This window comes from Micromonospora sp. WMMD729 (assembly GCF_049315225.1).
Taxonomy (GTDB): Bacteria; Actinomycetota; Actinomycetes; order Mycobacteriales; family Micromonosporaceae; genus Micromonospora.
The window spans coordinates 2972941-2995461 of record NZ_CP186059.1 but is presented as its reverse complement, the minus strand read 5'-3'; the positions used below and the strand labels follow the sequence as shown (position 1 = coordinate 2995461).

Annotated in this window: 21 protein-coding genes and 1 riboswitch; of the genes, 11 read left to right on the top strand and 10 right to left on the bottom strand. The window is 72.8% G+C overall.

The annotated features are described in order from the left end of the window. The first annotated feature begins 159 nt into the window (after positions 1–159). Positions 160–603 (top strand): Lrp/AsnC family transcriptional regulator, encoded by a 444-nt coding sequence (locus tag ACN263_RS13790; RefSeq protein WP_422740703.1) that lies wholly within the window; start codon positions 160–162, stop codon positions 601–603. A 15-nt stretch (positions 604–618) separates the two neighbouring features. On the opposite strand, the gene ACN263_RS13785 is transcribed toward ACN263_RS13790, so the two are convergent. Both ACN263_RS13785 and ACN263_RS13780 read right to left on the bottom strand, forming a co-directional pair. Continuing rightward, on the bottom strand, positions 619–1590 hold the full coding sequence (locus tag ACN263_RS13785) for a DNA polymerase domain-containing protein (RefSeq protein ID WP_422740201.1): 972 nt from the start codon (positions 1588–1590) through the stop codon (positions 619–621). A 202-nt stretch (positions 1591–1792) separates the two neighbouring features. After that, complete coding sequence (locus ACN263_RS13780) at positions 1793–2683, bottom strand: glycosyltransferase family 2 protein (protein WP_422740200.1); 891 nt, start codon at positions 2681–2683, stop codon at positions 1793–1795. Positions 2684–2888: 205 nt separating this feature from the next. Between ACN263_RS13780 and ACN263_RS13775 the strand changes: the two genes are divergently transcribed. The 4 genes from ACN263_RS13775 to ACN263_RS13760 all read left to right on the top strand — a co-directional run bounded on the left by ACN263_RS13775 (position 2889) and on the right by ACN263_RS13760 (position 6683). After that, a complete protein-coding gene (locus tag ACN263_RS13775) occupies positions 2889–4448 on the top strand; it encodes a glycosyltransferase family 39 protein (RefSeq protein WP_422740199.1) in 1560 nt (519 codons plus the stop codon). Positions 4449–4503: 55 nt separating this feature from the next. Next, positions 4504–5235: a histidine phosphatase family protein gene (locus ACN263_RS13770; protein ID WP_422740198.1), complete on the top strand. Its 732-nt coding sequence runs from the start codon at positions 4504–4506 to the stop codon at positions 5233–5235. Further along, entirely contained in the window at positions 5219–6088 is an 870-nt protein-coding gene (locus ACN263_RS13765; protein WP_422740197.1) for an NAD(P)H-hydrate dehydratase, read from the top strand. The genes ACN263_RS13770 and ACN263_RS13765 overlap by 17 nt, the downstream gene beginning before the upstream one ends. A 94-nt stretch (positions 6089–6182) precedes the next feature. Next, positions 6183–6683, top strand: coding sequence for a hemerythrin domain-containing protein (locus ACN263_RS13760; RefSeq protein WP_422740196.1), 501 nt, complete (start codon positions 6183–6185; stop codon positions 6681–6683). A 257-nt stretch (positions 6684–6940) separates the two neighbouring features. On the opposite strand, the gene ACN263_RS13755 is transcribed toward ACN263_RS13760, so the two are convergent. Continuing rightward, entirely contained in the window at positions 6941–7747 is an 807-nt protein-coding gene (locus tag ACN263_RS13755) for an SDR family NAD(P)-dependent oxidoreductase (protein WP_422740195.1), read from the bottom strand. Between the two features lie 137 nt (positions 7748–7884). After that, positions 7885–7974: riboswitch (ZMP/ZTP riboswitch) on the top strand. A gap of 18 nt (positions 7975–7992) precedes the next feature. On the opposite strand from ACN263_RS13755, the gene ACN263_RS13750 reads away from it, so the two are divergent. Further along, positions 7993–9429: a glycine hydroxymethyltransferase gene (locus tag ACN263_RS13750; protein ID WP_422740194.1), complete on the top strand. Its 1437-nt coding sequence runs from the start codon at positions 7993–7995 to the stop codon at positions 9427–9429. Positions 9430–9575: 146 nt separating this feature from the next. Here the strand turns inward: ACN263_RS13750 and ACN263_RS13745 are convergent, their stop codons facing one another. The 6 genes from ACN263_RS13745 to ACN263_RS13720 form a co-directional block, all read right to left on the bottom strand. After that, the gene (locus ACN263_RS13745; RefSeq protein ID WP_007460594.1) at positions 9576–9836 is read right to left on the bottom strand and encodes a hypothetical protein; all 261 of its coding nucleotides are present in this window, start codon (positions 9834–9836) and stop codon (positions 9576–9578) included. Beyond that, positions 9836–11152, bottom strand: coding sequence for a PLP-dependent aminotransferase family protein (locus ACN263_RS13740; protein ID WP_422740193.1), 1317 nt, complete (start codon positions 11150–11152; stop codon positions 9836–9838). The genes ACN263_RS13745 and ACN263_RS13740 overlap by 1 nt, the downstream gene beginning before the upstream one ends. A 3-nt stretch (positions 11153–11155) precedes the next feature. Beyond that, a complete protein-coding gene (locus ACN263_RS13735) occupies positions 11156–12256 on the bottom strand; it encodes an alpha-hydroxy acid oxidase (RefSeq protein ID WP_422740192.1) in 1101 nt (366 codons plus the stop codon). Continuing rightward, the gene (locus tag ACN263_RS13730; protein ID WP_422740191.1) at positions 12249–13235 is read right to left on the bottom strand and encodes an alpha/beta hydrolase; all 987 of its coding nucleotides are present in this window, start codon (positions 13233–13235) and stop codon (positions 12249–12251) included. Before ACN263_RS13730 ends, ACN263_RS13735 begins: the two co-directional genes overlap by 8 nt. 9 nt (positions 13236–13244) lie before the next feature. Beyond that, positions 13245–14456: a cytochrome P450 gene (locus tag ACN263_RS13725; protein WP_422740190.1), complete on the bottom strand. Its 1212-nt coding sequence runs from the start codon at positions 14454–14456 to the stop codon at positions 13245–13247. 67 nt (positions 14457–14523) lie between these two features. Beyond that, positions 14524–15828, bottom strand: a complete 1305-nt coding sequence (locus tag ACN263_RS13720) for an SGNH/GDSL hydrolase family protein (RefSeq protein WP_422740189.1) — start codon at positions 15826–15828, stop codon at positions 14524–14526. A 285-nt stretch (positions 15829–16113) separates the two neighbouring features. Between ACN263_RS13720 and ACN263_RS13715 the strand changes: the two genes are divergently transcribed. From ACN263_RS13715 to ACN263_RS13705, 3 genes are all read left to right on the top strand, one after another. Beyond that, complete coding sequence (locus ACN263_RS13715) at positions 16114–17673, top strand: AMP-binding protein (protein WP_422740188.1); 1560 nt, start codon at positions 16114–16116, stop codon at positions 17671–17673. After that, positions 17670–18890: an MFS transporter gene (locus ACN263_RS13710; protein ID WP_422740187.1), complete on the top strand. Its 1221-nt coding sequence runs from the start codon at positions 17670–17672 to the stop codon at positions 18888–18890. Before ACN263_RS13715 ends, ACN263_RS13710 begins: the two co-directional genes overlap by 4 nt. Positions 18891–19136: 246 nt before the next feature. Next, the gene (locus ACN263_RS13705; protein WP_422740186.1) at positions 19137–20042 is read left to right on the top strand and encodes an aminoglycoside phosphotransferase family protein; all 906 of its coding nucleotides are present in this window, start codon (positions 19137–19139) and stop codon (positions 20040–20042) included. Positions 20043–20046: 4 nt separating this feature from the next. Here the strand turns inward: ACN263_RS13705 and ACN263_RS13700 are convergent, their stop codons facing one another. Further along, entirely contained in the window at positions 20047–20613 is a 567-nt protein-coding gene (locus tag ACN263_RS13700) for a hypothetical protein (RefSeq protein WP_422740185.1), read from the bottom strand. A gap of 223 nt (positions 20614–20836) precedes the next feature. Here ACN263_RS13700 and ACN263_RS13695 point away from each other — a divergent pair, with 223 nt between their 5' ends. After that, positions 20837–21778 carry an exo-alpha-sialidase gene (locus ACN263_RS13695; RefSeq protein ID WP_422740184.1) on the top strand — a complete coding sequence of 314 codons (942 nt, stop codon included), beginning with the start codon at positions 20837–20839 and terminating at the stop codon, positions 21776–21778. Positions 21779–21787: 9 nt separating this feature from the next. Further along, positions 21788–22477 carry an SGNH/GDSL hydrolase family protein gene (locus tag ACN263_RS13690; protein WP_422740183.1) on the top strand — a complete coding sequence of 230 codons (690 nt, stop codon included), beginning with the start codon at positions 21788–21790 and terminating at the stop codon, positions 22475–22477. Positions 22478–22521 lie beyond the last annotated feature (44 nt).

Below are 22521 nucleotides of genomic sequence, written 5' to 3'. Positions count from 1 at the left end.
CCTGGGACGTGTGGTGAGCCTATGCTTCCGCCTGACGGATGATTGACTCAAGATCCACGAAGAAGGCGGGACGTTTGGCATGTGGGAGACAGATCGGTGAGCCAGGAGACCGAAGACGAGGAGGGCCGGACGCCCGGCGCGGGACGATCGGCCCGAGCCATGGACGAGGTCGACCGGCGGATCCTGGCCGAGCTGGTCCGCGACGGGCGAACCTCGGTGCGCACCCTGGCCGAGCGGATCCACATCTCACGCACCAACGCGTACGCCCGGGTCGAGCGCCTGGTGCGTGACGGCGTGATCACGGGGTTCCGGGCCCAGGTGGCGCCGGAGGCGGCCGGGCTGGGCACCTCGGCGTACATGGCCTTGACGATCGAGCAGAACACCTGGCGGGAGGTGTCGGCCGAGCTGGCCCAGGTGCGCTACGTCGAGCACGTCGCGCTGCTCAGCGGCGAGCACGACGTGCTGGCTCTGGTCCGGGCACCGGACAACGCCGCCCTGCGGGACGTCGTGCTCGACCGGGTGCAGCGCATCGCCGGGGTGCTGTCGACCCGGTCGTGGCTGGTCTTCGAGGAGTTCGACGGGACGCAGAGCCCGTGGCGGTAGACCGGCCGCGGCGGGTCACCGCTCCGGCGGCGCCTCCAGGCCCTCGCGGTCGGCCAGCTCCAGCAAAGGTTCCAGCGAGTGCCGGTCACCGTCCAGGCCGGCGTGCGGGTCGCCGCGCTCGGCGAACCGGGCCGGCACGGTGAGCACGTCGAAGTCCTCCGGACGGGCGTCGTCCAGCTCCGCCCAGTCCAACGGCGCCGACACCAACGCCCGGGGCGTCGGCCGGATCGAGTACGCCGACGCCATGGTGTGGTCGCGGGACATCTGGTTGTAGTCGACGAAGACCGGCCGGTCCCGCTGGTCGCGCCACCAGGTCGTGGTGACCAGCTCCGGCAGCCGGCGCTGCATCTCGCGCCCCAGCGCGAGCACCGCCCGGCGGCACTCGCCGAAACTCCACCGGGGCTCGATCGACAGGTACACGTGCAGACCCCGCCCACCGGTGGTCTTCGGGTAGCCGGTCATGCCCAGCTCGGCGAGGAACGCGTTCACCTCCCGGGCCACCGGCACCACCTGCTCGAAGCCGACGCCGGGCAGCGGGTCGAGGTCGATGCGCAACTGGTCCGGCCGCTCCACGTCACGGGCGGACACCGGCCACGGATGAAAGCGCAGGGTGCCCAGGTTGGCCGCCCAGATCACCACGGCCAGCTCGCTCGGCGCGACCTCGTCGGCGGTCCGGCCGCTGGGGAAGGTGATGTGGGCGGTGCGCACCCACTCGGGGGCGCCCGCCGGCAGCCGCTTCTGGTAGAAGGCGTCCCCCCGGTTGGTCTGCCGGGTCGCGATCGTCGCGCCCTCGAAGACGCCACGCGGCCACCGTTCCAGCATGGTCGGCCGGTCGCGCAGCGCCCGCAGGATGCCGTCGCCGACCGCCAGGAAGTAGCGGACCACGTCCAGCTTGGTCAGCCCGCGTTCCGGGAAGTACGGCTTGTCGGGGCTGGAGACGCGGACCAGCCGCTCCCCCACCCGGATCTCCTCCGCCGCCGTGGCCACGCCCCCGAGGGTACGACGTGGCGGCGGAGCCGGTGGGCTACCGGCCGGTGGCCAGCGTGGCGTGCTGCTGCGCGGCCGGACCGCCGGTCTGTTCGGCCTCGATCAGGTCGGTCGGCACCTCGCTCGTGTCGACGAGGAGGTGGACCATGTCACGGGCGCTGCCGCCGTTCGACGGTCGTGGCCGCCCCCTGGTCGTGGTCGCTTACCGGCCCGGTCCGAACGCGTGCCGCGACAGGCTCTTCACACCGGTCATCCGGCCGGCGAGGATCGCCGTCGGCAGCAGCGTGATGGCGTGCAGCCGGGACGACATGTAGCGGCGGGCCGCCCGCGCCGCCCGGGGCCAGCCCTGCTCGTCCATCCGCCTGGCGACGTCGACGAAGAACGCCCGCGCCTCGTCGAACCGGGAGCCGGTGATCGCGTCGGCGGAAGACTTGCTGACCGCGTGCCGCCGGTACTGGAAGCACAGGGTGGTGTCGACCGCCATCTGCTCGCCCCGCTGGATCAGATCGATCACCAGCGCGAGGTCCTGGATGACCTGGAGCTCCTCGCGGAAGTTGACGGCCTTGAGCGCGTCCGTCCGCCAGCAGATCGACGGGAAGTAGAACCAGCAGCCGCGCAGCAGGCTGGCCGCCAGTTCCTCGCCACCCATCAGCGCCCGGGACTCGACGCGCGGTGCGTAGAGCCGCCGCTTGGCCTCGTCGACGATGGTGTTGACCACCGTGCCGTCGGCGTCGATGATCTCGACTCCCGGCTGCACCATGCCGACGCCCGGGTACTGCTCGATCACCGACCGCACCGTCGCCACGTAGTTGGGGTGCATGATGTCGTCCGTGCCCATCATCACCAGGTACTCGTGTTCGGCGAGGCCGACGCACTTGCGGAAGTTGCCGGTGATGCCGAGGTTGCGCTCGTTGCGCTGGTAGCGCACCCGCTCGTCGGTGATCTGCGCGAACCACTCCGGCACGCCCGGCTCGGTGCCGTCGTCGACCACGGTCAGCCGCCAGCCCGGGTCGGTCTGTGCCAGCACGCTGCGCACCGCCGCCTGCATGAGGGGCACGCTCCCGTAGTACGGCAACATGATGTCGACAATCATCGGTTCCCCGGGCCTTACTGTGCGTGGTGGACGTGCGCGACGGGCGCGGGCCACATTATCAGGCATGGCGTCCGGATCCAGTACCGGCGAACCGGCCCGCCGGTCGTCGCGACACCGCCTTCGCGCACCGGGACGACGGCTCCGCTGACGCCTTTCCCGGGGCTATCATCGTCGCGCCCACCGCACGCCCCCGGATTGGACGCCGATGCCAGACCGTGCCGCCATCACGGACGCGCCCCCCGCGCAGACCAACGTGGGCTCACCCCCGCCGACCACCGAGCCGGCCCGCCGACGACTTCCCTTCGTCCGCCGGCTGGCGCTCAGTGTCTGGTTCTGGCCGACGGCGTTCGCGGCCCTCGCGGTCGGCTGGCGACTCGGCAGCCCGGAGATGTGGCAAGACGAGTTGGTGACCGCCGACCTGGCGAACCGCTCCACCAGCCAGATCCTGGGAATGCTGAAGAACGTCGACGCCGTGCACGGTGCGTACTACCTGTTCATGCACGCCTGGGCCACCGTCTTCGGCAGCGGGCCGACCACCCTGCGGGTGCCGTCGGCGCTGGCCATGATTCTGGCCACCGCGTGCGTGGCGCTGGCCGGGCGACGGATCTTCGGCCAGACAGCCGGGATCGCCGGCGGGTTCACCTTCGCCCTCGTGCCCACGGTCACCCGTTTCGGGCAGGAGACCCGGTCGTACGCCTTCGTCGTCCTCGCCGCCGCCGCGGCCACGCTGTTCCTGCTCCGGGCGTTGGAACGGCCGGGGTGGTTGCGCTGGGCACCGTACACGCTCGCCGTGGCCGGTATCGGCCTGGCGAATGTGGTGGGGCTCACCCTCCTGATCGGGCACGGCCTGGCCGTGCTGATCCACTGCTGGCGGGAGCGTCGGTGGTGGTCGGTGGTCTGGTTCGGGCTCGCCGCGTTGGCCGGCGTGGGCATCGCCGCCCCGGTGATCCTGCGCGGCATGAAGCAGGCGGGCCGGCAGATCAGCTGGATCCCGGACAGCGCGCCCTGGACGGTCTGGGAACAGGTCCTCGGCTCCGTGCTGCTGGCCTTCGCCGTCGCCGCGCTGGCCGTCGTCGGTGTACTGACCCACCTGCGCCGCGACACCGCCGCGCGGACCGTCATGTTCACGCTCATCGCCGCCGTGCCGCTGCCGGTGGTCCTGCTGGCCTCCACCGGCGACATCAACTACTTCTTCTCGAAGTACCTGCTCTTCGTCCTGCCGGCCTGGGCGGTGCTCACCGGCGCAGGTCTCGCCGCGTTGCGCCGCGTCCCACTGGTCGTGGTGGGTCTGGTGGTGCTCGCCGCCCTGAGCGTGCCCGGCCAGCTCGCACTGCGCGCCGAGTACTCGCACAGCTGGTACACCTATCCGCAGAAGCGGGCGTTCGCGCCGTTCGGGTACTCCGAGGCGGCGCAGGTGGTCGAGGCCGGTTACCAACCCGGCGACGGGCTGGTGGTCGGTGGCGCCTGGTGGTGGGCGGCCGAGGGCGGGGTCCGGTACTACCTTCCCGAGGACGTGAAGCTGCGCAACGTCTTCGAGCAGCGTTCCGCGATCCAACGCAATGAACTCTTCAACTCGGCCTGCACCAACCCCGCCCGTTGCCTGCACGACGAGCCGCGACTGTGGGTGCTGCTGCCGGCCGTCACCGACACACCGCTGGCCAGCCTGCCGAAGAAGCAGTCCGCCGTGCTCACCGAGCGCTACGAGGTGGTCCGCGTCGACCACGTGACCGGGATGACCGTGGCCCTGCTGCAACGGCGCGGCTGAGTCGACGCCCGGCGCGGCACGGTTACCCCGTGCCGCGCCCGGGTAGGGGGTCGGCATGGCGGAACTGTCGACGCTCTGGATCATCCGGCACGGGGAGAGCACCGCGAACGTGGCGGCCACCCGGGCCGAGGAGACCGGCGCGGACCTGATCGCTCTGAGCCACCGCGACGCCGACGTCCCGCTCTCCGACACCGGCGAGGAGCAGGCGCGGGCGACCGGCCGCTGGCTCGCGGGGCTGCCCGAGGACCGACGGCCCGACGTCGCGGTGGTGTCGCCGTACCTGCGGGCGGTGTCCACGGCCGAACTGGCGCTGCACGGAACCGAGGTGCCGGTGAGCCGGGACGAGCGGCTGCGGGACCGGGAGCTGGGCATCCTGGACGGCCTGACCGGGCACGGGGTGCGCCGGCGGTTTCCCGACGAGGCGGAGCGCCGTGACCGGCTGGGCAAGTTCTACTACCGACCGCCCGGCGGCGAGTCCTGGACCGACGTGGCGCTGCGCCTGCGGACGCTCCTCGGTGACCTGCGCCGCGACCACGAGGGCCAGCGGGTCCTGCTGTTCGGCCACGACGCGCTGGTCTTCCTGTTGCGTTACCTCATCGAGGGGTTGACCGAGCCGGAGCTGATGGCGTTGACCCGCGAACACGTGATCGCCAACTGCTCGATCACCGACTGGTCCGCCGACGAGCGGGGCAGCCTGCGGCTGGGCGGATTCAACGAGGTCGGCCACCTGCACCGGCAGGGCACCGAGGCGACCAGGGAGGACGAGATCCATGCCGAACCGGTCTGAGGTGCAGGTGATCACGCCGGCGCTGCTGCGGGACTGGGCGCTGCCGGTGCCGGCCGGCGGCAAGGAGAGCCGCGGCACCGTCCTGGTGGTCGGCGGCTCCCGCTTCACCCCCGGTGCGGTCCTGCTCGCCGGGGTGGCCGCGCTGCGCGCCGGCGCCGGGGTGCTCCAGCTCGCCCTCGCCGAGTCGACCGCCGCCACGCTGAGCATCCAGGTGCCGGAGGCGCTGGTGGTGGGGCTGCCGGAGACGTCCGACGGCGCGGTCGCCGCCGACCGGGCCGGCCAGCTCGGCGAGTTGGTCGCGGCGGCCGACGTGGTGGCCCTCGGCCCCGGGTTGACCGGCATCGAGGAGACCGGCCGACTGCTCGACCTCGTCCTGGCGGCGGCCGGGCCGCGCACCCCCCTGGTCCTGGACGCGTACGCGCTGGGCGCGCTGAGCCACGAGCCGAAGCTGCTGGTCGGCTCCGGTCGCCCGGTGGTGCTCACCCCCAACGTCACCGAGGCCGGCCACCTGCTCGGCCGCGACCCCGGTGACGACCTGAGCGCCGAGGCCGCCGAGCTGGCGCACCGGTACGACGCGGTGGTCTCGCTCTACGGGCACGTGGCCGCCCCGGACGGGCGCGGGTGGCGCGAGGAGAGCGGCGACGCCGGCCTCGGCACGTCCGGCAGCGGCGACGTACTCGCGGGCCTGCTGGCCGGGCTGCTGTCCCGGGGCGCCGACCCGGCGCGGGCCGCCTGCTGGGGGGCGTTCGCGCACGCCGTGAGCGGCCAACGACTGATCCCCCGGTACGGCCGGATCGGTTTCCTGGCCCGGGAACTGCTCGACGAGATCCCGCGTACCCTAGCCACCGTCTGACCAGGAGATGTGAGCGGAGTTCGGCTGTTTCGCCTCCCGGGCTCGGGGTACCGGATCGACACCAGCCGAGTTACCGAACAAGGGGGGCACACCGGTGTCGACCGATGCCATCGTCCTGCTCAAAGAGGACCACAAGGAGATGCGCCGTCTGTTCAAGGCCTTCCAGGATGCCGAGGAGGGGCCGGCGAGCCGGCGACAGAAGCTGGTCGATGCGATCCTGGAGGCCCTGACGGTGCACACCTACCTGGAGAACGAGGTGATGTACCCGGAGGTCCGCCGGCTCCTGCCCGACCTGGAGGACGACATCCTCGAGTCGTACGAGGAGCACCACGTGGCCGACGTGCTCTGCGCCGAACTGGCCAGCATGGACGCCGACGACGAGCGCTTCGTCGCCAAGACGACGGTGCTGATCGAGAACGTCACGCACCACGTCGAGGAGGAGGAGCAGGAGTGGTTCCCCAAGGTCCGCGAGGCGTTGGGTCGTAAGCAGCTCCAGGAGATCGGCGAGAAGATGATCGCGTTGCGCGCGGACGCGCCGCGTACCCCCACCCAGCCGAAGGCCATCAAGAAGGCGCTCGACGCGGCGACCGCCTGAGGCGAGGCGTTCATACCGAAGGGCCCGGCACATCGCCGGGCCCTTCGTCGTGCCGCCCCGCCCCCGGCCCGCCGCCCGCCGCCCGCAGCCCGCAGCCCGCAGCCCGCAGCCCGCAGCCCGCAGCCCGCAGCCCGCGATCTTGCACTTTCTGTTGCTGATTGGTGAATTTTCGTGTCGTTTTGTCGCGACAGAAAGTGCAAGATCGCGGAGGGCGGAGGCGGAGGGCGGGGGCGGAGGGCGGGGGCGGGGGCGGGGGGTCAGTCGGCTGAGCCTGGCTCGGCCATGTGGCGGTGCTGCTCGGACTTGAGCTTGTCTGGGATGATCTTGCCGGCGGCGGTCTGCACCTTGTTGATCAGCGAACCCGCCGTGACGGTCTGGTCACCCTTCATCAGGGCCGCGAAGCCCTGCGCGGCGACCTCGGCCGGGTCGTCCTTCTTGCCGGACCCCACCCGGGTGTCCCGCATCTCGGCCCGGTCGAAGAAGGCGGTGTCGGTCGGCCCGGGCATGAGCGCGGTCACCGTGACGCCGGTGTCCTTCAACTCGTTGCGCAACGCCTCGGCGAAGGACTGCACGAACGACTTCGAGGCGTTGTAGACCGCCTGGAAGGGACCCGGCATCGTCGAGGCGATCGACGAGGTGAACAGCACCCGGCCCGCGCCCCGCTCGACCATGCCGGGCAGCAGTCGCTTGGCCAGGTGCACCGTCGAACGTACGTTGAGGTCGACGATCTCCAACTCGTCGCGCAGGTCGGTGCCGCCGACGAACGCGCCGCCGGCACCCCGGCCGGCGTTGAGCGCCAGCGCGTCCAACGGGCGTCCGGTCGCGGCGACGGCGCTCACCAGCTCCTCGACGCCCTGCTCGGTGGAGAGGTCGACGCGTACCGGATGGATCTGGGCGCCGCCGTCGCGGCGCAGCTTGTCGGCGGCCGCGGCGATGCCGTCGTCCTCGGCGGCGACAACCAGGTCGAAGCCGTGCTCGGCGAACTGCCCGGCCAGCTCGTACCCGATTCCGCTGGACGCCCCGGTCACCAGGGCTAACGGCCGGCCGGTGGTCGGTGTGGTCATGGGAGTCGACTCCTCTCGTGGACGGGACCAGCGCGCCCGTGCCAGCGCGACGCCCCCTGATCCCATGCCCGGGCGGGGACGGTTCAACCACCCGTCGGGAGGTCGGCCGGGCCGGCCGGGGTCGGCCCGGTAGGATCGGCCCGGGCCGTTACTGGCGCGTTGGGATGGAGAACCATCGGGGAGCGGCCCCGTCACGAGGACGTTCGCCGAGCGCCTGGGCCTTCCGCACGTTCGTAGGAGGTCGCATGTCGCGCAACGCCGAGTCCACCGCATTCCGGAGCGCCCTCGAGGTGATCCGGGCTGTCGAGCCGCGGGTGGCCGACGCCATCGGCGCCGAGCTGACCGACCAGCGGGAGTCGCTCAAGCTCATCGCCAGCGAGAACTACGCCTCCCCGGCGACGCTGCTGGCCATGGGCAACTGGTTCAGCGACAAGTACGCCGAGGGCACCGTCGGCCGTCGCTTCTACGCCGGCTGCCAGAACGTCGACACCGTCGAGGCGCTCGCCGCCGAGCACGCCCGCGAGCTGTTCGGGGCCGCGCACGCGTACGTGCAGCCGCACTCGGGCATCGATGCCAACCTGGTCGCCTTCTGGGCGGTACTCGCCGACCGGGTGGAGTCCCCCGCCCTGAAGAAGGCCCAGGTACGCCAGGTCAACGACCTCACCGAGGCGGACTGGTTCGCACTGCGCCGTGAGCTGGGCAACCAGCGGATGCTCGGCATGTCGCTGGACGCCGGTGGTCACCTCACCCACGGTTTCCGGCCGAACATCTCCGGCAAGATGTTCGACCAGCGCAGCTACGGCACCGACCCGGCGACCGGGCTGATCGACTACGACCGGGTGGCCGAGGCGGCCCGCGAGTTCAAGCCGCTGATCCTGGTGGGCGGCTACTCGGCGTACCCCCGGAAGGTGAACTTCCGGATCCTGCGGGAGATCGCCGACTCGGTCGGCGCCACCTTCATGGTCGACATGGCGCACTTCGCCGGCCTGGTGGCCGGCAAGGTCTTCACCGGCGACTTCGACCCGGTGCCGCACGCGCACATCGTCACCACCACCACCCACAAGTCGCTGCGCGGCCCGCGCGGCGGCATGGTGCTCTGCCAGCCGGAGCTGGCCGACCAGGTGGACCGGGGCTGCCCGATGGTGCTCGGTGGTCCGCTGCCGCACGTGATGGCCGCGAAGGCCGTCGCCCTGGCCGAGGCCCGCCGCCCTGACTTCGCCGACTACGCGCAGCGGATCGTGGACAACGCGCAGGCCCTCGCCGACGGACTGCTGCGCCGGGGCGCGACGCTGGTCACCGGCGGCACCGACAACCACCTGGTGCTGATCGACGTCTCCGGGTACGGGCTGACCGGCCGGCAGGCCGAGCAGGCGCTGCTCGACTCGGGCATCGTCACCAACCGCAACTCGGTGCCGCAGGACCCGAACGGCGCCTGGTACACCTCCGGCATCCGGATCGGCACCCCGGCGCTGACCACCCGCGGGCTGGGCACCGCCGAGATGGACCAGACGGCGGAGCTGATCCACACCGTGCTGACCCAGACCACGGCCGGCGCCAACGCCGACGGCACCCCGTCCAAGGCCAAGTACACGCTCGACGCCGACCTGGCCGACAAGATCTCCCGCCAGGCGGCCGACCTGCTGGCCCCCCACCCCCTCTACCCCGCCGTCGACCTGACCTGACGGCCGCCGCGCGCGGAAGTCCGCGTCGATCATGGAGTCGTGGTGCCCGAATCCGGGGGGATGGCGACAGTTGTCCACCACCACAACTTCATGATCGACGCGGACGGGGGCGGGCGCGGGGGCGGCGGGGGGCGGAGCCCCGGGGGTTAGTTCAGGGGGCGTTTGAGGTGGTAGCGGTGGACCTCGGTGCTGCCCTGGACGTTGTTGACGTCCTCGGCTGCCGACACCAACTCCCAGCCCTCCCGGCCGGCCCGGTTGAGGTGCGCGATGGCCGTGTCGCCGTAGGCGGTGATGTCCTTACGCGACCCGTCCGGGCCGTACCAGACGAACGAGACGGTGAAATTGCGACCCTGTCCCTGATAGCGACGGACGAGCAGGGCGTACTCCCAGGCAACCATGCGGCCCATTATGACCGTCCATCCAGGAGCACGTCAGTGACGAGGGCGGCGAGTCGGTCCAACCCGACGTCGATCTGCTCCGGCGTCACCGCGCTGACCGACAGCCGCAGCGCGCACACCGGCGCGGTGTCGTCGTAGAAGTGCGCCATCGGCGTCCAGAGCACGCCGTAGTCCCGCGCCGAGCGATCCAGCAACGCGTCGTCGACGGCGAACGGCACGGTCACCACCACGAAGAAGCCGCCGGCCGGCACCGTCCACCGCACCTCCGGTCGGTCCGCGAAACGCCCGGCCAGGCCGGCCACCAGGTGGCGCAGGTTGCGGGCGTACGCGGCCCGCTCCCGGGTGTTCGCCGGCACCAGGCTGCACCCGTGCTCCAGCAGCCGCCCACCGATCACCGCCTGCGCGATCGGTGAGGTGTTCACGGTGACCATGCTCTTGATCATGGCGAGCTGGTCGGCGAGCGGGCCGACCCGGCCGTCCGGTCCGGCCACCCGCTGGTCGGCGACCACGTAACCGACCCGCGCCCCGGGCAGCACCGTCTTGGCGAACGAACCGAGGTAGACCACCCGCCGGTCGGTGTCCAGCGCCTTCAGGGTGGGCGGACGCGGCCCGTCGGCGACGGCGAACAGCCCGTACGGGTTGTCCTCCAACAGCAGCAGGTCCTCCTCGACGGCCAGGGCCAGCAGCCGCTGCCGGTCGGCCACGTCGATGCTGACCCCGGAGGGGTTGGCGAAGTCCGGCATCAGGTAGCAGGCACGCGGCCGCAGACCCGCCTGCCGGGCCCGGTGGACCTGGGCCCGCAGGTCGGCCAGGTCCACTCCGGAGGGTCCGCCGGCGACCGGCCACACCGGCAGGTCCACCAGCCGGGCCGCCCCGGTCAGCCCGACGTAGGTCGGCGCGACCGCCAGCAGCACGTCCGCCGGTCCGGCCCGCAACGCCCGCAGCACCAGGAACATGGCCTCCTGGCAGCCGACGGTCACCACCACGGCCTCCGGGTCGACCGTGATCCTCTCGTCCAGGGCGAGGTTACGGGCGACGAGGTGGTGCACGATGCCCTTGGTCCGGCCGTACTGCAACAGCAGCCGGCGCGCCTGCTCGGGCGAGTGCCCCCGCTCGTCGACGAGGTGCCGGTGGAACGTGTCCAGGTGCCGGTGCACGGCGGCGACGTCGAGGAACTCCTCGTACGGGCGGCCGGCCGCCAGCGACACCGCCGCCGGGTACCGCTCGGACACCTCGTTGAGGAAGTTCATCGAGGTCAGCGCCGGGTCGCCCAGGGCGGGGTGCAGGTCGGCGACGCTCAGGTCGGCAGGCTCGGTCGCGGCCACCGCTCAACCCACCGTCAGCGTCCGCAGCCCGCCCGCCGCCGCCGTGTCGGCGCAGCCGGCGAGGGTGAGTGCATCCCGCACCTCGGCGGCGAGCAGCGCCAACGCGTCCTGCGCGCCACGCTGCCCCCCGACGGCCAGCGCCCAGAGCAGCGGCCGGCCGACCAGGACACCCGCCGCGCCCAGCGCCAGCGCCCGCAGCACGTCGGTGCCGCCGCGGACGCCGCTGTCCAGCAGCACCTGACACCGGTCGCCGACCGCGTCGACGACCTCGGGCAGCATGGTGACGCTGGCCGGGGCGCCGTCCAACTGCCGGCCCCCGTGGTTCGACACCACCACCGCGTCCGCCCCGATCCGGACCGCCTCGACCGCGTCGCGGGGGTCCAGCACCCCCTTGACGACCAGCGGCAGGTCGACGTGCTCGCGCAGCCAGGCCAGGTCCGCCCAGCGCAGGGCCGACTCGAACGAGGCGTCGGTGTGCGCGGCGATCGCCGATTCACCGGGGACGCCGGTGTGGGCGAGCGTGTCCCGGCCGTACGGCAGGTTCGCGGCGACCACGTCGGCCGGCAGCCGGAACGCGTTGCGCAGGTCGCGGGGGCGTCGACCGAGCACCGGGACGTCCACGGTGACGACCAGGGCACGGCAGCCCGCCGCCACGACCCGGTCCAGCAGGTCGCGCACCAGCGCCTGCTCGCGCAGCCAGTACAGCTGGAACCAGACCGGGGCACCGGTGGCGGTGATCTGTTCGATCGGCGTGCTGCTCAGGGTGCTCGCCACGAACGGCACCCCGGCCGCGCCGGCCGCCGCCGCCAGGCCCACCTCGCCGTCCGGGTGCACGAGCCGCTGGTAGGCCATCGGCGCCACCCCGACCGGCAGCGCGTACGACTCACCGAGCAGCCGTACGCCGGTGTCCACCGCCTCCCGGCCGCGCAGCACCCGGGGCAGCACGGCGACCCGGTCCAGCGCGCTCCGGTTGGCAGCGAGGGTCACCTCGTACGCGCCGCCACCGGCGACGTAGTCCCACACGTCCGGTGCCAGCACCGCCCGCGCCCGCTCCGCGTAGTCGGCGAACGTCACCGGCCGGTCGGCCAGCGCCGGCTCACGCACCGGGCACCGCCGTGCCCTCCGGCTCGGCCGGCGTCGCCTCCCGGTCCGCCGGCAGCCCGAACCGGTCCCGCAGGAACGCGGCGGCGCTGTCCTGCGCGCGCCGGCCGTCGGTGAACACGCCGGGCATGGCGAAGAACCCGTGGATCATCCCCGGGTAGTGGTCGAGTCGGGCGGACACGCCGGCCGCGCGCAATCGCTCGGCGTAGCGCTGCCCCTCGGCGCAGAGCGGATCCAGCTCGGCGGTGATCACCAGGGCCGGCGGCAGGCCGGACAGGTCGTCGGCGCGCAGCGGGGACGCCAGCGGGTCCCGCGCCTGCGCCTCGTCAGTGAGGTAGTGCGTCCGGTACCAGGCCACCGAGTGCCGGTTGAACAGCGTCGGGTCGTCGCCGACCGGACCGGACGGTTCACCGCCGATGTCGGTGTTCGGGTAGACCAGCAGTTGCCCGGCGAGCGTCGGCCCGTCCGTCCGGCAGAGCAGGCTCACCGCGGCGGCGAGGTTCCCACCCGCGCTGTCGCCGCCCACCGCCAGCCGCGACGGGTCCACGCCGAGCCGGTCGGCGTTCCCGGCGACCCAGACGGTCGCCGCGTGGCAGTCGTGCACCGCGGCCGGGAAGGGGTGCTCCGGGGCGAGCCGGTAGCCGACGGTCACCACCTGGCAGGGCACCGCGTTGGCAAGCCGCCGGCAGATCCCGTCGGCGGTGTCGATGCTGCCGAGCGTCCAGCCGCCGCCGAAGAAGTACAGCAGGGTGGGCAGCGGACCCGACCCGGCCGGCCGGTACACCCGGATGGGCAGGTCACCGTCCGGACCGGGGAGGTGCTCGTCGCGTACCTCGGCGACCTGCTCGACCGCGCCGCCGCCGGCGCGGATCGCGGCCAGGTCCGCGGCGCGCGCCTCGGCGAGGGTCTGCGTGTACAGCGGCGGCGTGCCCGCTGCGGCGCGGGCGGCGCGGTAGGCCGCCACCTCCGGGTGCAGGGCCATGCTGATCTCCTATCCGCCGGTGCTGACCAGCAGCTTGTCGATGCCGCGCAAAAAGAGGCTGCCGCTGTACGTCGGGGTCTCGGTGACCGCGAGCCGGGGGAACCGGGCGAACAGGCGGGGCAGCGCGAGGCGTCCCTCCAGCCGGGACACCGCCGCGCCGAGGCAGAAGTGCAGGCCCACCCCGAAGGCCAGCGACGGCGGGCCGGTACGGGTGGGGTCGAAGACGTCCGGGTCGGGGAACCGCGCCGGGTCCCGGTTGGCCGCGCCGATGATGATGAGCACGTTGTCGCCCTCGGCGACCGGCACCCCGGACAGCACGGTGTCCTCCGGCGCGGCCCGGGCGAGGAAGTGCACCGGGCTCTGCAGGCGCAGCACCTCGTCGACGCAGCCGATGGCGAGGGCGTCGTCGGTGGGCAGCGCCGCGACCGCGCCCGGGTGGGCCAGCAGCAGCGGCAGGCCGTTGCTGAACATGTAGACGGTGGTGACGAAGCTGGCGTTGAAGAGCACGATCAGGTTGCTGATCAGCTCCTCCTCGGTCAGCTCCACCTCGCCCGCGCCGACCGCCTCGACCAGGGCGCTGATCAGGTCCTCGCCGGGCGTCCGACGGCGGTGGGCCAGCAGTTCCCGGTAGAACGCCCGCAGCTCCTCGGCGGCGGTGTTCGCGGCGGCGAGGCGCTGCGGGGTCTTCCCGGCGACGTCCAGGAACTCGTCGATGCGCTCCACCCGCTCCCGGTACCAGGGCAACTCCCCCACCGGGATGCCGATGAACTCGGCCATCACCAGCGCGGGAATGGGGTACGCGAAGTCGGCCACGAAGTCGACGACGCTGTCACCGGCGTCCGCCATGCTGTCCAGCAGGTCGTCGACGACACGCAGGATCACCGGCTCCAGGGCGCCGAGCCGGCGCGGGGTGAAGGTACGCGAGAAGACGTGCCGCATCCGGGTGTGGTCGGGCGGGTTGATGAACATCATCGACGTCTGGAAGGTGCGCAGGATCTCGTGCTCCTCCCAGCCGGGCGGCGGCTGTTTGGTCCACCGTGGATCGCGCAGCATGCCGTCGATCAGGTCGTAGCCGACCGCCACCGCCGCCACGGTGCGGTGCTCGGCGCGCGGCGGCACCGCGCTGACCGGACCGAGCCGGTGCAGGCGGGCGTACCACGGGTACGGATTCTGGCGGCCCTCTTCGCTGTAGAGGCCGGTGAGCAGGTCCTGCACCGTCACGACGTACTCCTCCCCAGGATGTCGGTGCCCGGGGGCGGCGGGGATCACCCCGCCGCCCCCGGTGGTGTCACAGGCCGAGCAGCCGTAACGGCACGGCGTCGGCCATCGCCTTGTTGCCGGCGTCGTTCGGGTGGATGTGGTCCCCCGAGTCGTACGCGGGCAGCAACTGGCTGGGCTTGGCCGGGTCCCGCAGCACCCGGTCGAAGTCGAGCAGCCCGTCGAACTCCCGGCTGCCGCGCAGGTACGCGTTCACGGCCTGCCGGGTGGCCTCCTTCTCCGGCGTCCACACCCCCGGCGCGCCGTGCCCCTCGTACGGCGTGAGGGTGGCCACCAGGCTGGTCAGCCCGCGCTGCTGGAGCTGCTGGTTGATCTGCCGCAGGGTGGCGATGATGGCCTCGGACGAGTCGTTGGACATCCAGATGTCGTTGATGCCCAGGTGGGTGACGACGGTGCGCGCCCCGGTCTGGGCGAAGACGTCCTCGTTGAGGCGGGCCGCCGCGTTCGGGCCGAGTTGGAAGTAGCCGGGGTAGTCGCCGGCGCCCGGCTCGGTGCCCTCGTGGTTGAGGCGGTTGCCGGCCAGGCTCAGGTTGAGCACGCCCGGGGTGCGCTTGTCGGGCCGGTCGGCGAGCAGCCGGTCGGCGAGCAGGTCGGGCCAGCGCCGGTTGGCGTTGACGGTGCTGCCGTTGCCGTCGCCGATGGAGTCGCCGAGCACCACCAGCGCGCCGGGGGTGCCCTTGCGCTGCACGTCGACGCCGGACAGGAAGAACCAGCAGCAGTTCGGTCGGATGGTGAAACCGGCGCCGTCCGCCGCCCCGGTGAGGTCGCCCGCGCCGATGAAGTTCGTCTGCTGGGACTGCCCGTGGAAGGTGGTCGGCCCGGTCGGCGTCGGGAAGTGCAGGGTGATCACCAGGTCGCTGTCGTCCGCGACGGCGAAGGTCAGCGGATCGCTGAGCAACTCGGCGCCCCGGTTCATGGTCGCCGAGGCCGCGCCGGTGAAGGTCAGCGGGCGCAGCGAGGCCGGGTCGATGTCGGAGACGTCGTCGGCGGTCGCCGTGTTCGGCCGGGCCACGGTGGCCCGACCGACCCGGACCGCCTGCTCGCCGTAGAGGTTGCTCAGTCGTACGCGCAGCGCCGGGCCGCCCACCGAGACGTGCACGACCATCCGGACACTCTGGTCGTTCAGGCCGGTGTTGGTCAGGCCGACCGAGTTGCCCCGGGTGACCGCCGCGGCCCAACTGCCCGCCCACTCGCCCCGGTCCGGGCGGCCGGCGACGGTGGCCGATCCGCCGGCGGTGGCGACGACGGCGGGTGTTGCGGTGACCAGTAGCGCCGCGAGGGCGGTGACGACATGCCATCTCTTCGGGGTCGACATTGAACCTCCATCGTGTGGCAGCCCAGGGCCGTCCGCTGACGGCTCCCGCTGGACGATGGTCCAGAAACCTAGCCGTCGCCGATGACGGGCGTCAATCGACTGATCGACACGATCAAATGTCCACCGGGCCTGCGGTTTCGCCCTTCGGCCCGGTCCCGCCGCGCCCGGGCCGGCCTAGGCTCGCAGGCGGCGGCGGTGCGGTCGCCGACCGCGCGCCCACCGCCCGCGACGTCGCCGGGAAACCGACCCGGAGACCGCCGCTTTCCTGCGATGGGGGTTTGCCGGATGACTGACGGACCCGGGCACGCGACCTATGTGGACACGGTTCTGGACCTGTTCGCCGACTTCGGCGATCGGGAGGCGCTGGTCGGTGGTGGCCGCCGCCTGACCTACACCGAGGCCGCCGCGCGGGTCCGCGCGATGGCCGCGACGCTGACCGGGCACGGTGTACGACCCGGCGCTGCGGTGCTGGTCACCATGGCCAACGCCGTGGAGGGTCCGCTGCTCCAGCTCGCGCTGCACCTGCTCGGCTGCCGGACGATGTGGGTCGCCCCGGTGACCGCCCGCCGGGAGGTCGACGAGTTCGTCCGGCTGGCCCGCCCCGACGCCCTGGTCTACGACGCCCGCGACCCGGCCAGCCTGGGCCCGGAGCTGGCCGCCGCGCTGCCCGGCGTACCGGTGTGCTGCCTGGGCCCCGGCGGCGCCGGCCCGGATCTCACGGCGGACCCGGCGGGCGCGGTGCCGCTGCCGGCGACGGTCCCCGCCCCGGAGTCGTTCCTACAGACCAGCGGCACCACCGGAGCGCCGAAGCTGGTGCACCACACGGAGAGCTTCTACGCCCAGATCCTCACCCTCGCGGCCGACTTCCGCGCCGCCGGGTTCCCGCTGCTGCGGCACCTGTCGCACTCTCCCATGTGGTTGGCCAGCGGCCAGATCACCACCCTGTTCAACCTGTTCACCGGCGGTGTGCTGTTCCTGCGCGACGACTGGGACCCAACCGCGTTCGTGGCCACCGTGCAACGCGAGGGGATCAACTCCACCTTCGTGACCCCACCGATGCTCTACGAGTTGCTGGACCATCCGGCGCTGGTGGGCGCGGACTTCTCGGCGATGTTCATGTTCAACGTGGGCGCCGGGCCCGCCGCGCCCGCCCGGCTGCGCCAGGCGATCGCGCGGATCGGCCCGGTGCTGCGCATCGTGTACGGCCTCAGCGAGGCGGTCGTCATCACCGCGCTGCCCGGGCTGACCGACGATCCGGAGCACCCGGAGCGGCTGCGCTCCTGCGGGCGTCCCTACGGCGACGTGCGGATCGAGATCCGGGACGACGACGGCGTGGTGCTGCCGCCGGGCCACGACGGCGAGGTGTGGGTGCGCAGCCGACTCAGCTTCGCCGGCTACCACGGGCAGCCCGAGTTGACCGCGCAGACGCTCGTCGACGGCTGGGTCCGCACCCGCGACATCGGCCACCTCGACGAGGACGGCTACCTCTACCTGGTCGACCGGGCGCACGACATGATCGTCACGCACCGGCGGAACTGGGCGATCTTCTGCCGGCCCATCGAGGACGCGCTGGCCGGGCACCCCCAGGTGCGGGCCGCCGCCGTGATCGGCGTACCGGACGACGAGGTCGGCGAGGTGCCGTACGCGTACGTGGTGCCCGCGCCGGGCGCGGCGGTCACCGCGGCGGACCTGATCGACCTGGTGACCGCCGAACTGAACGAGATGTGGGCGCCGGCCGGGGTGGAGTTCGTCGACCGGTTACCGGTGAACCGGTCGGTCAAGGTGGACAAGCGGGCGCTGCGCGCCGAGTACGCCGCGCGGCGGGCGGCGGCGGTCGGGGCGTGACCCCCCGTCGGCAGTTGGTCGTCCTGGTCGGCGCGGACCTGATCTCCAACCTGGGCACCCGCATCTCCGTGGTGACCATCCCCTGGCTGGTGCTGGTCACCACCGGCAGCCCCACCAAGATGGGTCTGGTCGCGTTCGCCGAGACGCTGCCGTACCTGCTGTCCAGCGCCCTCGGCACGCCCTGGGCGGACCGGATCGGCCTGCGCCGGACGTCGATCCTCTGCGACGCGGGTAGCGCGCTGGCCATGGTCGTCGTGGCGCTCACCCCGTGGCTGGGCTTCGTACCCCTGGTGGCGTTGGTCGCGGTGGCCGGGGCGCTGCGCGGCATCGGGGACCGGGTCAAGCACGTCATGTTCCGGCCGGTCGCCGAGGCCGCCGGCGTACCGCTGATCCGCCTCACCTCGGCGTACGACGGGCTGAGCCGTGTGGTGACGCTCTTCGGCGCCGCCGTGGGCGGTCTGCTGATCGCCGCGTTCGGGGTGACCCAGGCGATCCTCATCGACGCGGCCAGCTTCGCGATCTGCGCGCTGCTCATCGGCCTCCTGGTCCGCCCGCCGGCCGCACCGACGACGCCCGAGGCGCCGGTGGGCTACCTCCGCGCGCTGCGGGACGGCTTCGGCTACCTCGGTCGGGACCGGCCGCTGCTGGGCATGCTGGTGGTCGTCTCGGCGCTGAACATGGTGGCCAACGCGAGCGTGGCCGTCTACATCCCGTTCTGGGTCGCCCGGGAGCTGCACGGCCCGAGCGGGCTCGGTCTCGTGCTGGCGGCGTTCTCGGCGGGCGCGCTCCTGGGCAACGTGGCGTTCACCGCGCTCGGGCCCCGGCTGCCCGGCCGGTTGACGTTCCTGATCGGGGCTACCGTCGCCGGCACACCTCGGCTGGTGGCGCTGGCGGTCAGCGACGAACTGCCGGTCGTCCTCGCGGTGACCTTCGTGTCCGGGATCGGCATCGCGGCGGTGAACCCGCTGCTCGGGGTGGCGCTCTACGAGCGCGTGCCGCCGGATCTGCAGACCCGGGTGCTCGGCATCGCCGGTTCGCTGGCGTTCGTCGGCCTGCCGGTCGGCGCGCTGCTCGGCGGTTGGTCGGTGGACGCGTTCGGCCTCACCCCGGCGCTGCTGCTCATGGCGGCGGCCTGCCTGCTCGTCACCGCATTGCCGCTGGTGGCCAGGGGGTCCAACCCGAAGACGCCGACACGGCCGACACCTGCCGCCGCCTGATGTCCTGCTTCCCGGCGGCCCACCACCGTCTGCTGCGCCCCCTTTGCTCTGCTTCAACCCACGCAACACTTTCGAGGCTTCGGCGTTGCGTGGGTTGAAGCAGAGCAAAGGCGGCAGTTGAGGTAGGGCCAGGCCGCCCGGCACCTCCCGGCACCTCCCGGCACCTGTCTCGAGCATTGGCCGACCGGTCCCCACCGGACGCAAATCGGTTGCGGGCCGGCCGGCGGAGCCCGCAGGCTCGGGCGGATGAGCGCACAACCCGCATCCGATGTGCCGCACCCCGACGAGCCGGCCGTCCCACCGATCGACGCCGCGTTGGCGCGCCGCCTGGTCGCCGAGCAGTTCCCGCGCTGGGCCGACCTGCCGATACGTCCCGTCGAGGTGGGCGGCTGGGACAACCGCACCTTCCACCTGGGCGACGAGATGACCGTGCGGCTGCCCAGCGGCGAGGGGTACGTGCTCCAGGTCGCCAAGGAGCAGCGCTGGCTGCCGGTGCTCGGCGAGCGGCTGTCGTGGGAGATCCCCGTGCCGCTGGCCCAGGGCCGGCCGGGAGCGGGCTACCCGTACCCCTGGTCGGTCTACCGCTGGATCGACGGGCACACCGCGCGCCCCGAGCGGATCGACGATCTGACCCGGTTCGCGACGGACCTCGCGGCCTTCCTGCGGGCCCTGCGCGCCGTCGACCCCACCGGCGGTCCGGCGGCCGGCCCGCACAGCTTCTGGCGGGGCGGACCGCTGTCCACCTACGACGCCGAGACCCGTGAGGCGATCGAGACACACCGCGACCGGCTCGACGTCGACGCGGTCACCGCGGTCTGGCAGGACGCGCTCGATGCCACCTGGGCCGGGCCGCCGGTGTGGTTCCACGGCGACGTCGCGTACGCCAATCTGCTGGTGCGCGACGGACGGCTCGCCGCGGTGATCGACTTCGGCTGCTGCGGCGTCGGCGATCCCGCCTGCGACACGGTGATCGCCTGGACCCTGCTGCACGGCGTAAGCCGGGCCGCGTTCCAGGACGCGCTCGACGTCGACGCGGGCACCTGGGCGCGCGGGCGCGGTTGGGCCCTGTGGAAGGCGCTGATCACCCTCGACGGTCCCGACCCCGCCGGTTCCCGGCGGGTTATCGACGAGCTGCTGCGCGAACGCCGCTGAGCCGTCAGCGGCCGGCCGCCGCCGGGGTGGCGTGTTCGGTGCGGCAGCGCGGGCAGCGCAGCCGCGAGCCGGCGGCGCGGGGCACCCGCAGCCGTTGGCCGCACGCGCAGACGAACACCGGCTGGGCCGCGCGCAGGTACTCCTCGCGCGTGCGCCGGGGCCAGCTTCCGTGGCAGCGGTGGCAACGCTTGGGCGGATAGCTGTGGTAGTGGGCCAGCCCGAACGCGCCCAGCAGCATCACGGTCGCCCAGACCGGCAGACCCAGCAGCGCGACGAGAGCGGACATTCCCTCGCCGGTCACCAGCGCGCCGACCACCCCGAACAGCAGCACCGGCAGGCTGAGCAGCAGGGCCACGAAACCCCAGGTGAACGTCAGCAGCGACGGGAGGAAAAGCGGCCACACCCCGCCGGGCGCCCAGCGGGCCACTCCGTACCCGCCGCAGCGGGGGCAGTTCGGCGAGGCGGCGTGCGGCACCGACCCCAGCGCCTTCGGCGCCAGCCACTCGACGATCTTCTTGAGGATCTCCTCGACCAGTTTGCTGGCCAGTTGCTGCAGGAACGACGCGAACACGCTGCCACCTCCCGACCGACGCGTCCGACCACCGTCATCGTGACCGGCCGCCGCCACCGATCCCCGGCCCCGCGCGCCGACGCCGCCCACAGCGACGTCTATCCGACACGCCATCGTTCGTCCGCCGTTCGCCGCACGGCCGTCCGGGCGTCGACGGCGGCGGCTACCGTCGGCCGTCGTCCCTGGGGCGTCCCGCCCACCAGCGCCAGGAGGCCCGTCGCGCATGACGTCGTCACCCACTCGTCGCACCACCGCCGAGGTCGTCGCCGTACACCGGATCGGCGACGGCGCCCCGCACAGCGCGTTCACCGACCTCGTCCGGCACGCCGGGACCTGGTTCTGCGCTTTTCGTGAGGCCCGGAACCACCTCTCCGACGACGGGGTGATCCGGGTGCTGACCTCGACGGACGGACGAGCGTGGAGTGCCGCGGCGATCCTGGCGGCGGCCGGCGTCGACCTGCGCGACCCGCGCTTCGTGGCCCGGCCCGACGGGCGGCTGCAACTGCTGGCCGCGGCCCGGACCGGGACGTTCACGACGGTGTCCTGGCTCTCCGACGACGGCCACGCCTGGAACGGGCCGACGCCGGTGGGCGAGCCGGACGTGTGGGTGTGGCAGGCCGCCTGGCACGGCGACGCCATGTACGGCGTCGGCTACGCCACCCGGGATCCCCGGTTCGCCCGGCTCTACCGCAGCGTCGACGGGCTCGACCTGCGGCCGTGGGTGCCGACGTTGTTCGAGGGCGGCTACCCCAACGAGTCCGGGCTGACCTTCGCTCCGGACGGCGTCGCGCACTGCCTGCTGCGCCGCGACGGTGCCAGCCCCACCGCGCAGCTCGGGCGCGCGGACCCCCCGTACCGAAAGTGGACCTGGACCGACCTGGGCGTACGCGTGGGCGGCCCGGCGCTGCGGCGGCTGCCCGACGGGCGACTGATCGCCGGGGTACGCCTGCTCGACGGCGACATCCGGACCGCGATCTGCGCGGTCGACCCCGAGCACGGCACGCTTACCGAACTGGTGACGCTGCCGTCCGGCGGCGACACCAGCTACCCCGGTCTGGTGTGGCACGACGACCGGCTGTGGGTCAGCTACTACTCCTCACACGAGGAACGGACCTGCGTGTACCTGGCCGAGGTGAGCCTGGCCGAGGAGGCGGCGGTCGGCTAGCGTGCCGGCATGCCATCGACGCTGAGCGAATCGACGGACCCGTACTGTCTGCGTCCCGGCGAGGCCACCGAACTGCTGCGCGCGCACCCGTGGCGACGGTTCGTGGCGCTCGGCGACAGTGTGGTGGAGGGCATGTGCGAGCCGACGCCGGGCTACCCGGACGTGCAGTGGGTCGACCGGCTCGCCGCCGAACTGCGGGCCGTACGCCCCGAGCTGGCGTACCTGAATCTGGGCCGCCGCGGTCTGCGCGCGCACCAGGTGCGGGCCGGCCAGCTCGCCCCGGCGCTCGCCGCCGCACCGGACCTCGCGCTGGTGGTCTGCGGCGGCAATGACGCCTTTCATCCGGCGTACGACGCGGACGCGGTCGACGTCGAGCTGACCGCGATGATCGGCGCGCTCCGCGAGGCGGGCGCGGACGTGATCACCGTGGGCATGTTCGACGTGTCGCACAGCCCGGCCGTGCCCGAACAGGTCCGGGCCGGCCTCGGCGAACGGATGCGTCGCCTCTCCGCCCACACCGCACGGCTGGCCGAACGCCTGGGAACGGTCCACGTGCACCTCACCGACCACCCGCTGACGGCCGACCCGACCCTGTACAGCACCGACGGCCGGCACGGCAGCGGCCGCAGCGACGCGATAGCGACGGCCGAAACCCTCCGCGCCCTGTCCCGCCACCGCAGAGACTCCACCGCGCGCTGATCATGAAGTTATCGTCACCGTCATCGGCGTGTCGGGACAATAAC

What these genes read in the sequence shown, in the direction of transcription:
- ACN263_RS13745 (WP_007460594.1), bottom strand. Translation starts at nt 9,836, where the DNA reads ATGGGCCGCATGGTTGCCTGGGAGTACGCCCTGCTCGTCCGTCGCTAT.
- ACN263_RS13720 (WP_422740189.1), bottom strand. Translation starts at nt 15,828, where the DNA reads ATGTCGACCCCGAAGAGATGGCATGTCGTCACCGCCCTCGCGGCGCTA.
- ACN263_RS13730 (WP_422740191.1), bottom strand. Translation starts at nt 13,235, where the DNA reads ATGGCCCTGCACCCGGAGGTGGCGGCCTACCGCGCCGCCCGCGCCGCA.
- ACN263_RS13765 (WP_422740197.1), top strand. Translation starts at nt 5,219, where the DNA reads ATGCCGAACCGGTCTGAGGTGCAGGTGATCACGCCGGCGCTGCTGCGG.
- ACN263_RS13750 (WP_422740194.1), top strand. Translation starts at nt 7,993, where the DNA reads ATGTCGCGCAACGCCGAGTCCACCGCATTCCGGAGCGCCCTCGAGGTG.
- ACN263_RS13690 (WP_422740183.1), top strand. Translation starts at nt 21,788, where the DNA reads ATGCCATCGACGCTGAGCGAATCGACGGACCCGTACTGTCTGCGTCCC.
- ACN263_RS13755 (WP_422740195.1), bottom strand. Translation starts at nt 7,747, where the DNA reads ATGACCACACCGACCACCGGCCGGCCGTTAGCCCTGGTGACCGGGGCG.
- ACN263_RS13770 (WP_422740198.1), top strand. Translation starts at nt 4,504, where the DNA reads ATGGCGGAACTGTCGACGCTCTGGATCATCCGGCACGGGGAGAGCACC.
- ACN263_RS13780 (WP_422740200.1), bottom strand. Translation starts at nt 2,683, where the DNA reads ATGATTGTCGACATCATGTTGCCGTACTACGGGAGCGTGCCCCTCATG.
- ACN263_RS13695 (WP_422740184.1), top strand. Translation starts at nt 20,837, where the DNA reads ATGACGTCGTCACCCACTCGTCGCACCACCGCCGAGGTCGTCGCCGTA.
- ACN263_RS13705 (WP_422740186.1), top strand. Translation starts at nt 19,137, where the DNA reads ATGAGCGCACAACCCGCATCCGATGTGCCGCACCCCGACGAGCCGGCC.
- ACN263_RS13715 (WP_422740188.1), top strand. Translation starts at nt 16,114, where the DNA reads ATGACTGACGGACCCGGGCACGCGACCTATGTGGACACGGTTCTGGAC.
- ACN263_RS13775 (WP_422740199.1), top strand. Translation starts at nt 2,889, where the DNA reads ATGCCAGACCGTGCCGCCATCACGGACGCGCCCCCCGCGCAGACCAAC.
- ACN263_RS13790 (WP_422740703.1), top strand. Translation starts at nt 160, where the DNA reads ATGGACGAGGTCGACCGGCGGATCCTGGCCGAGCTGGTCCGCGACGGG.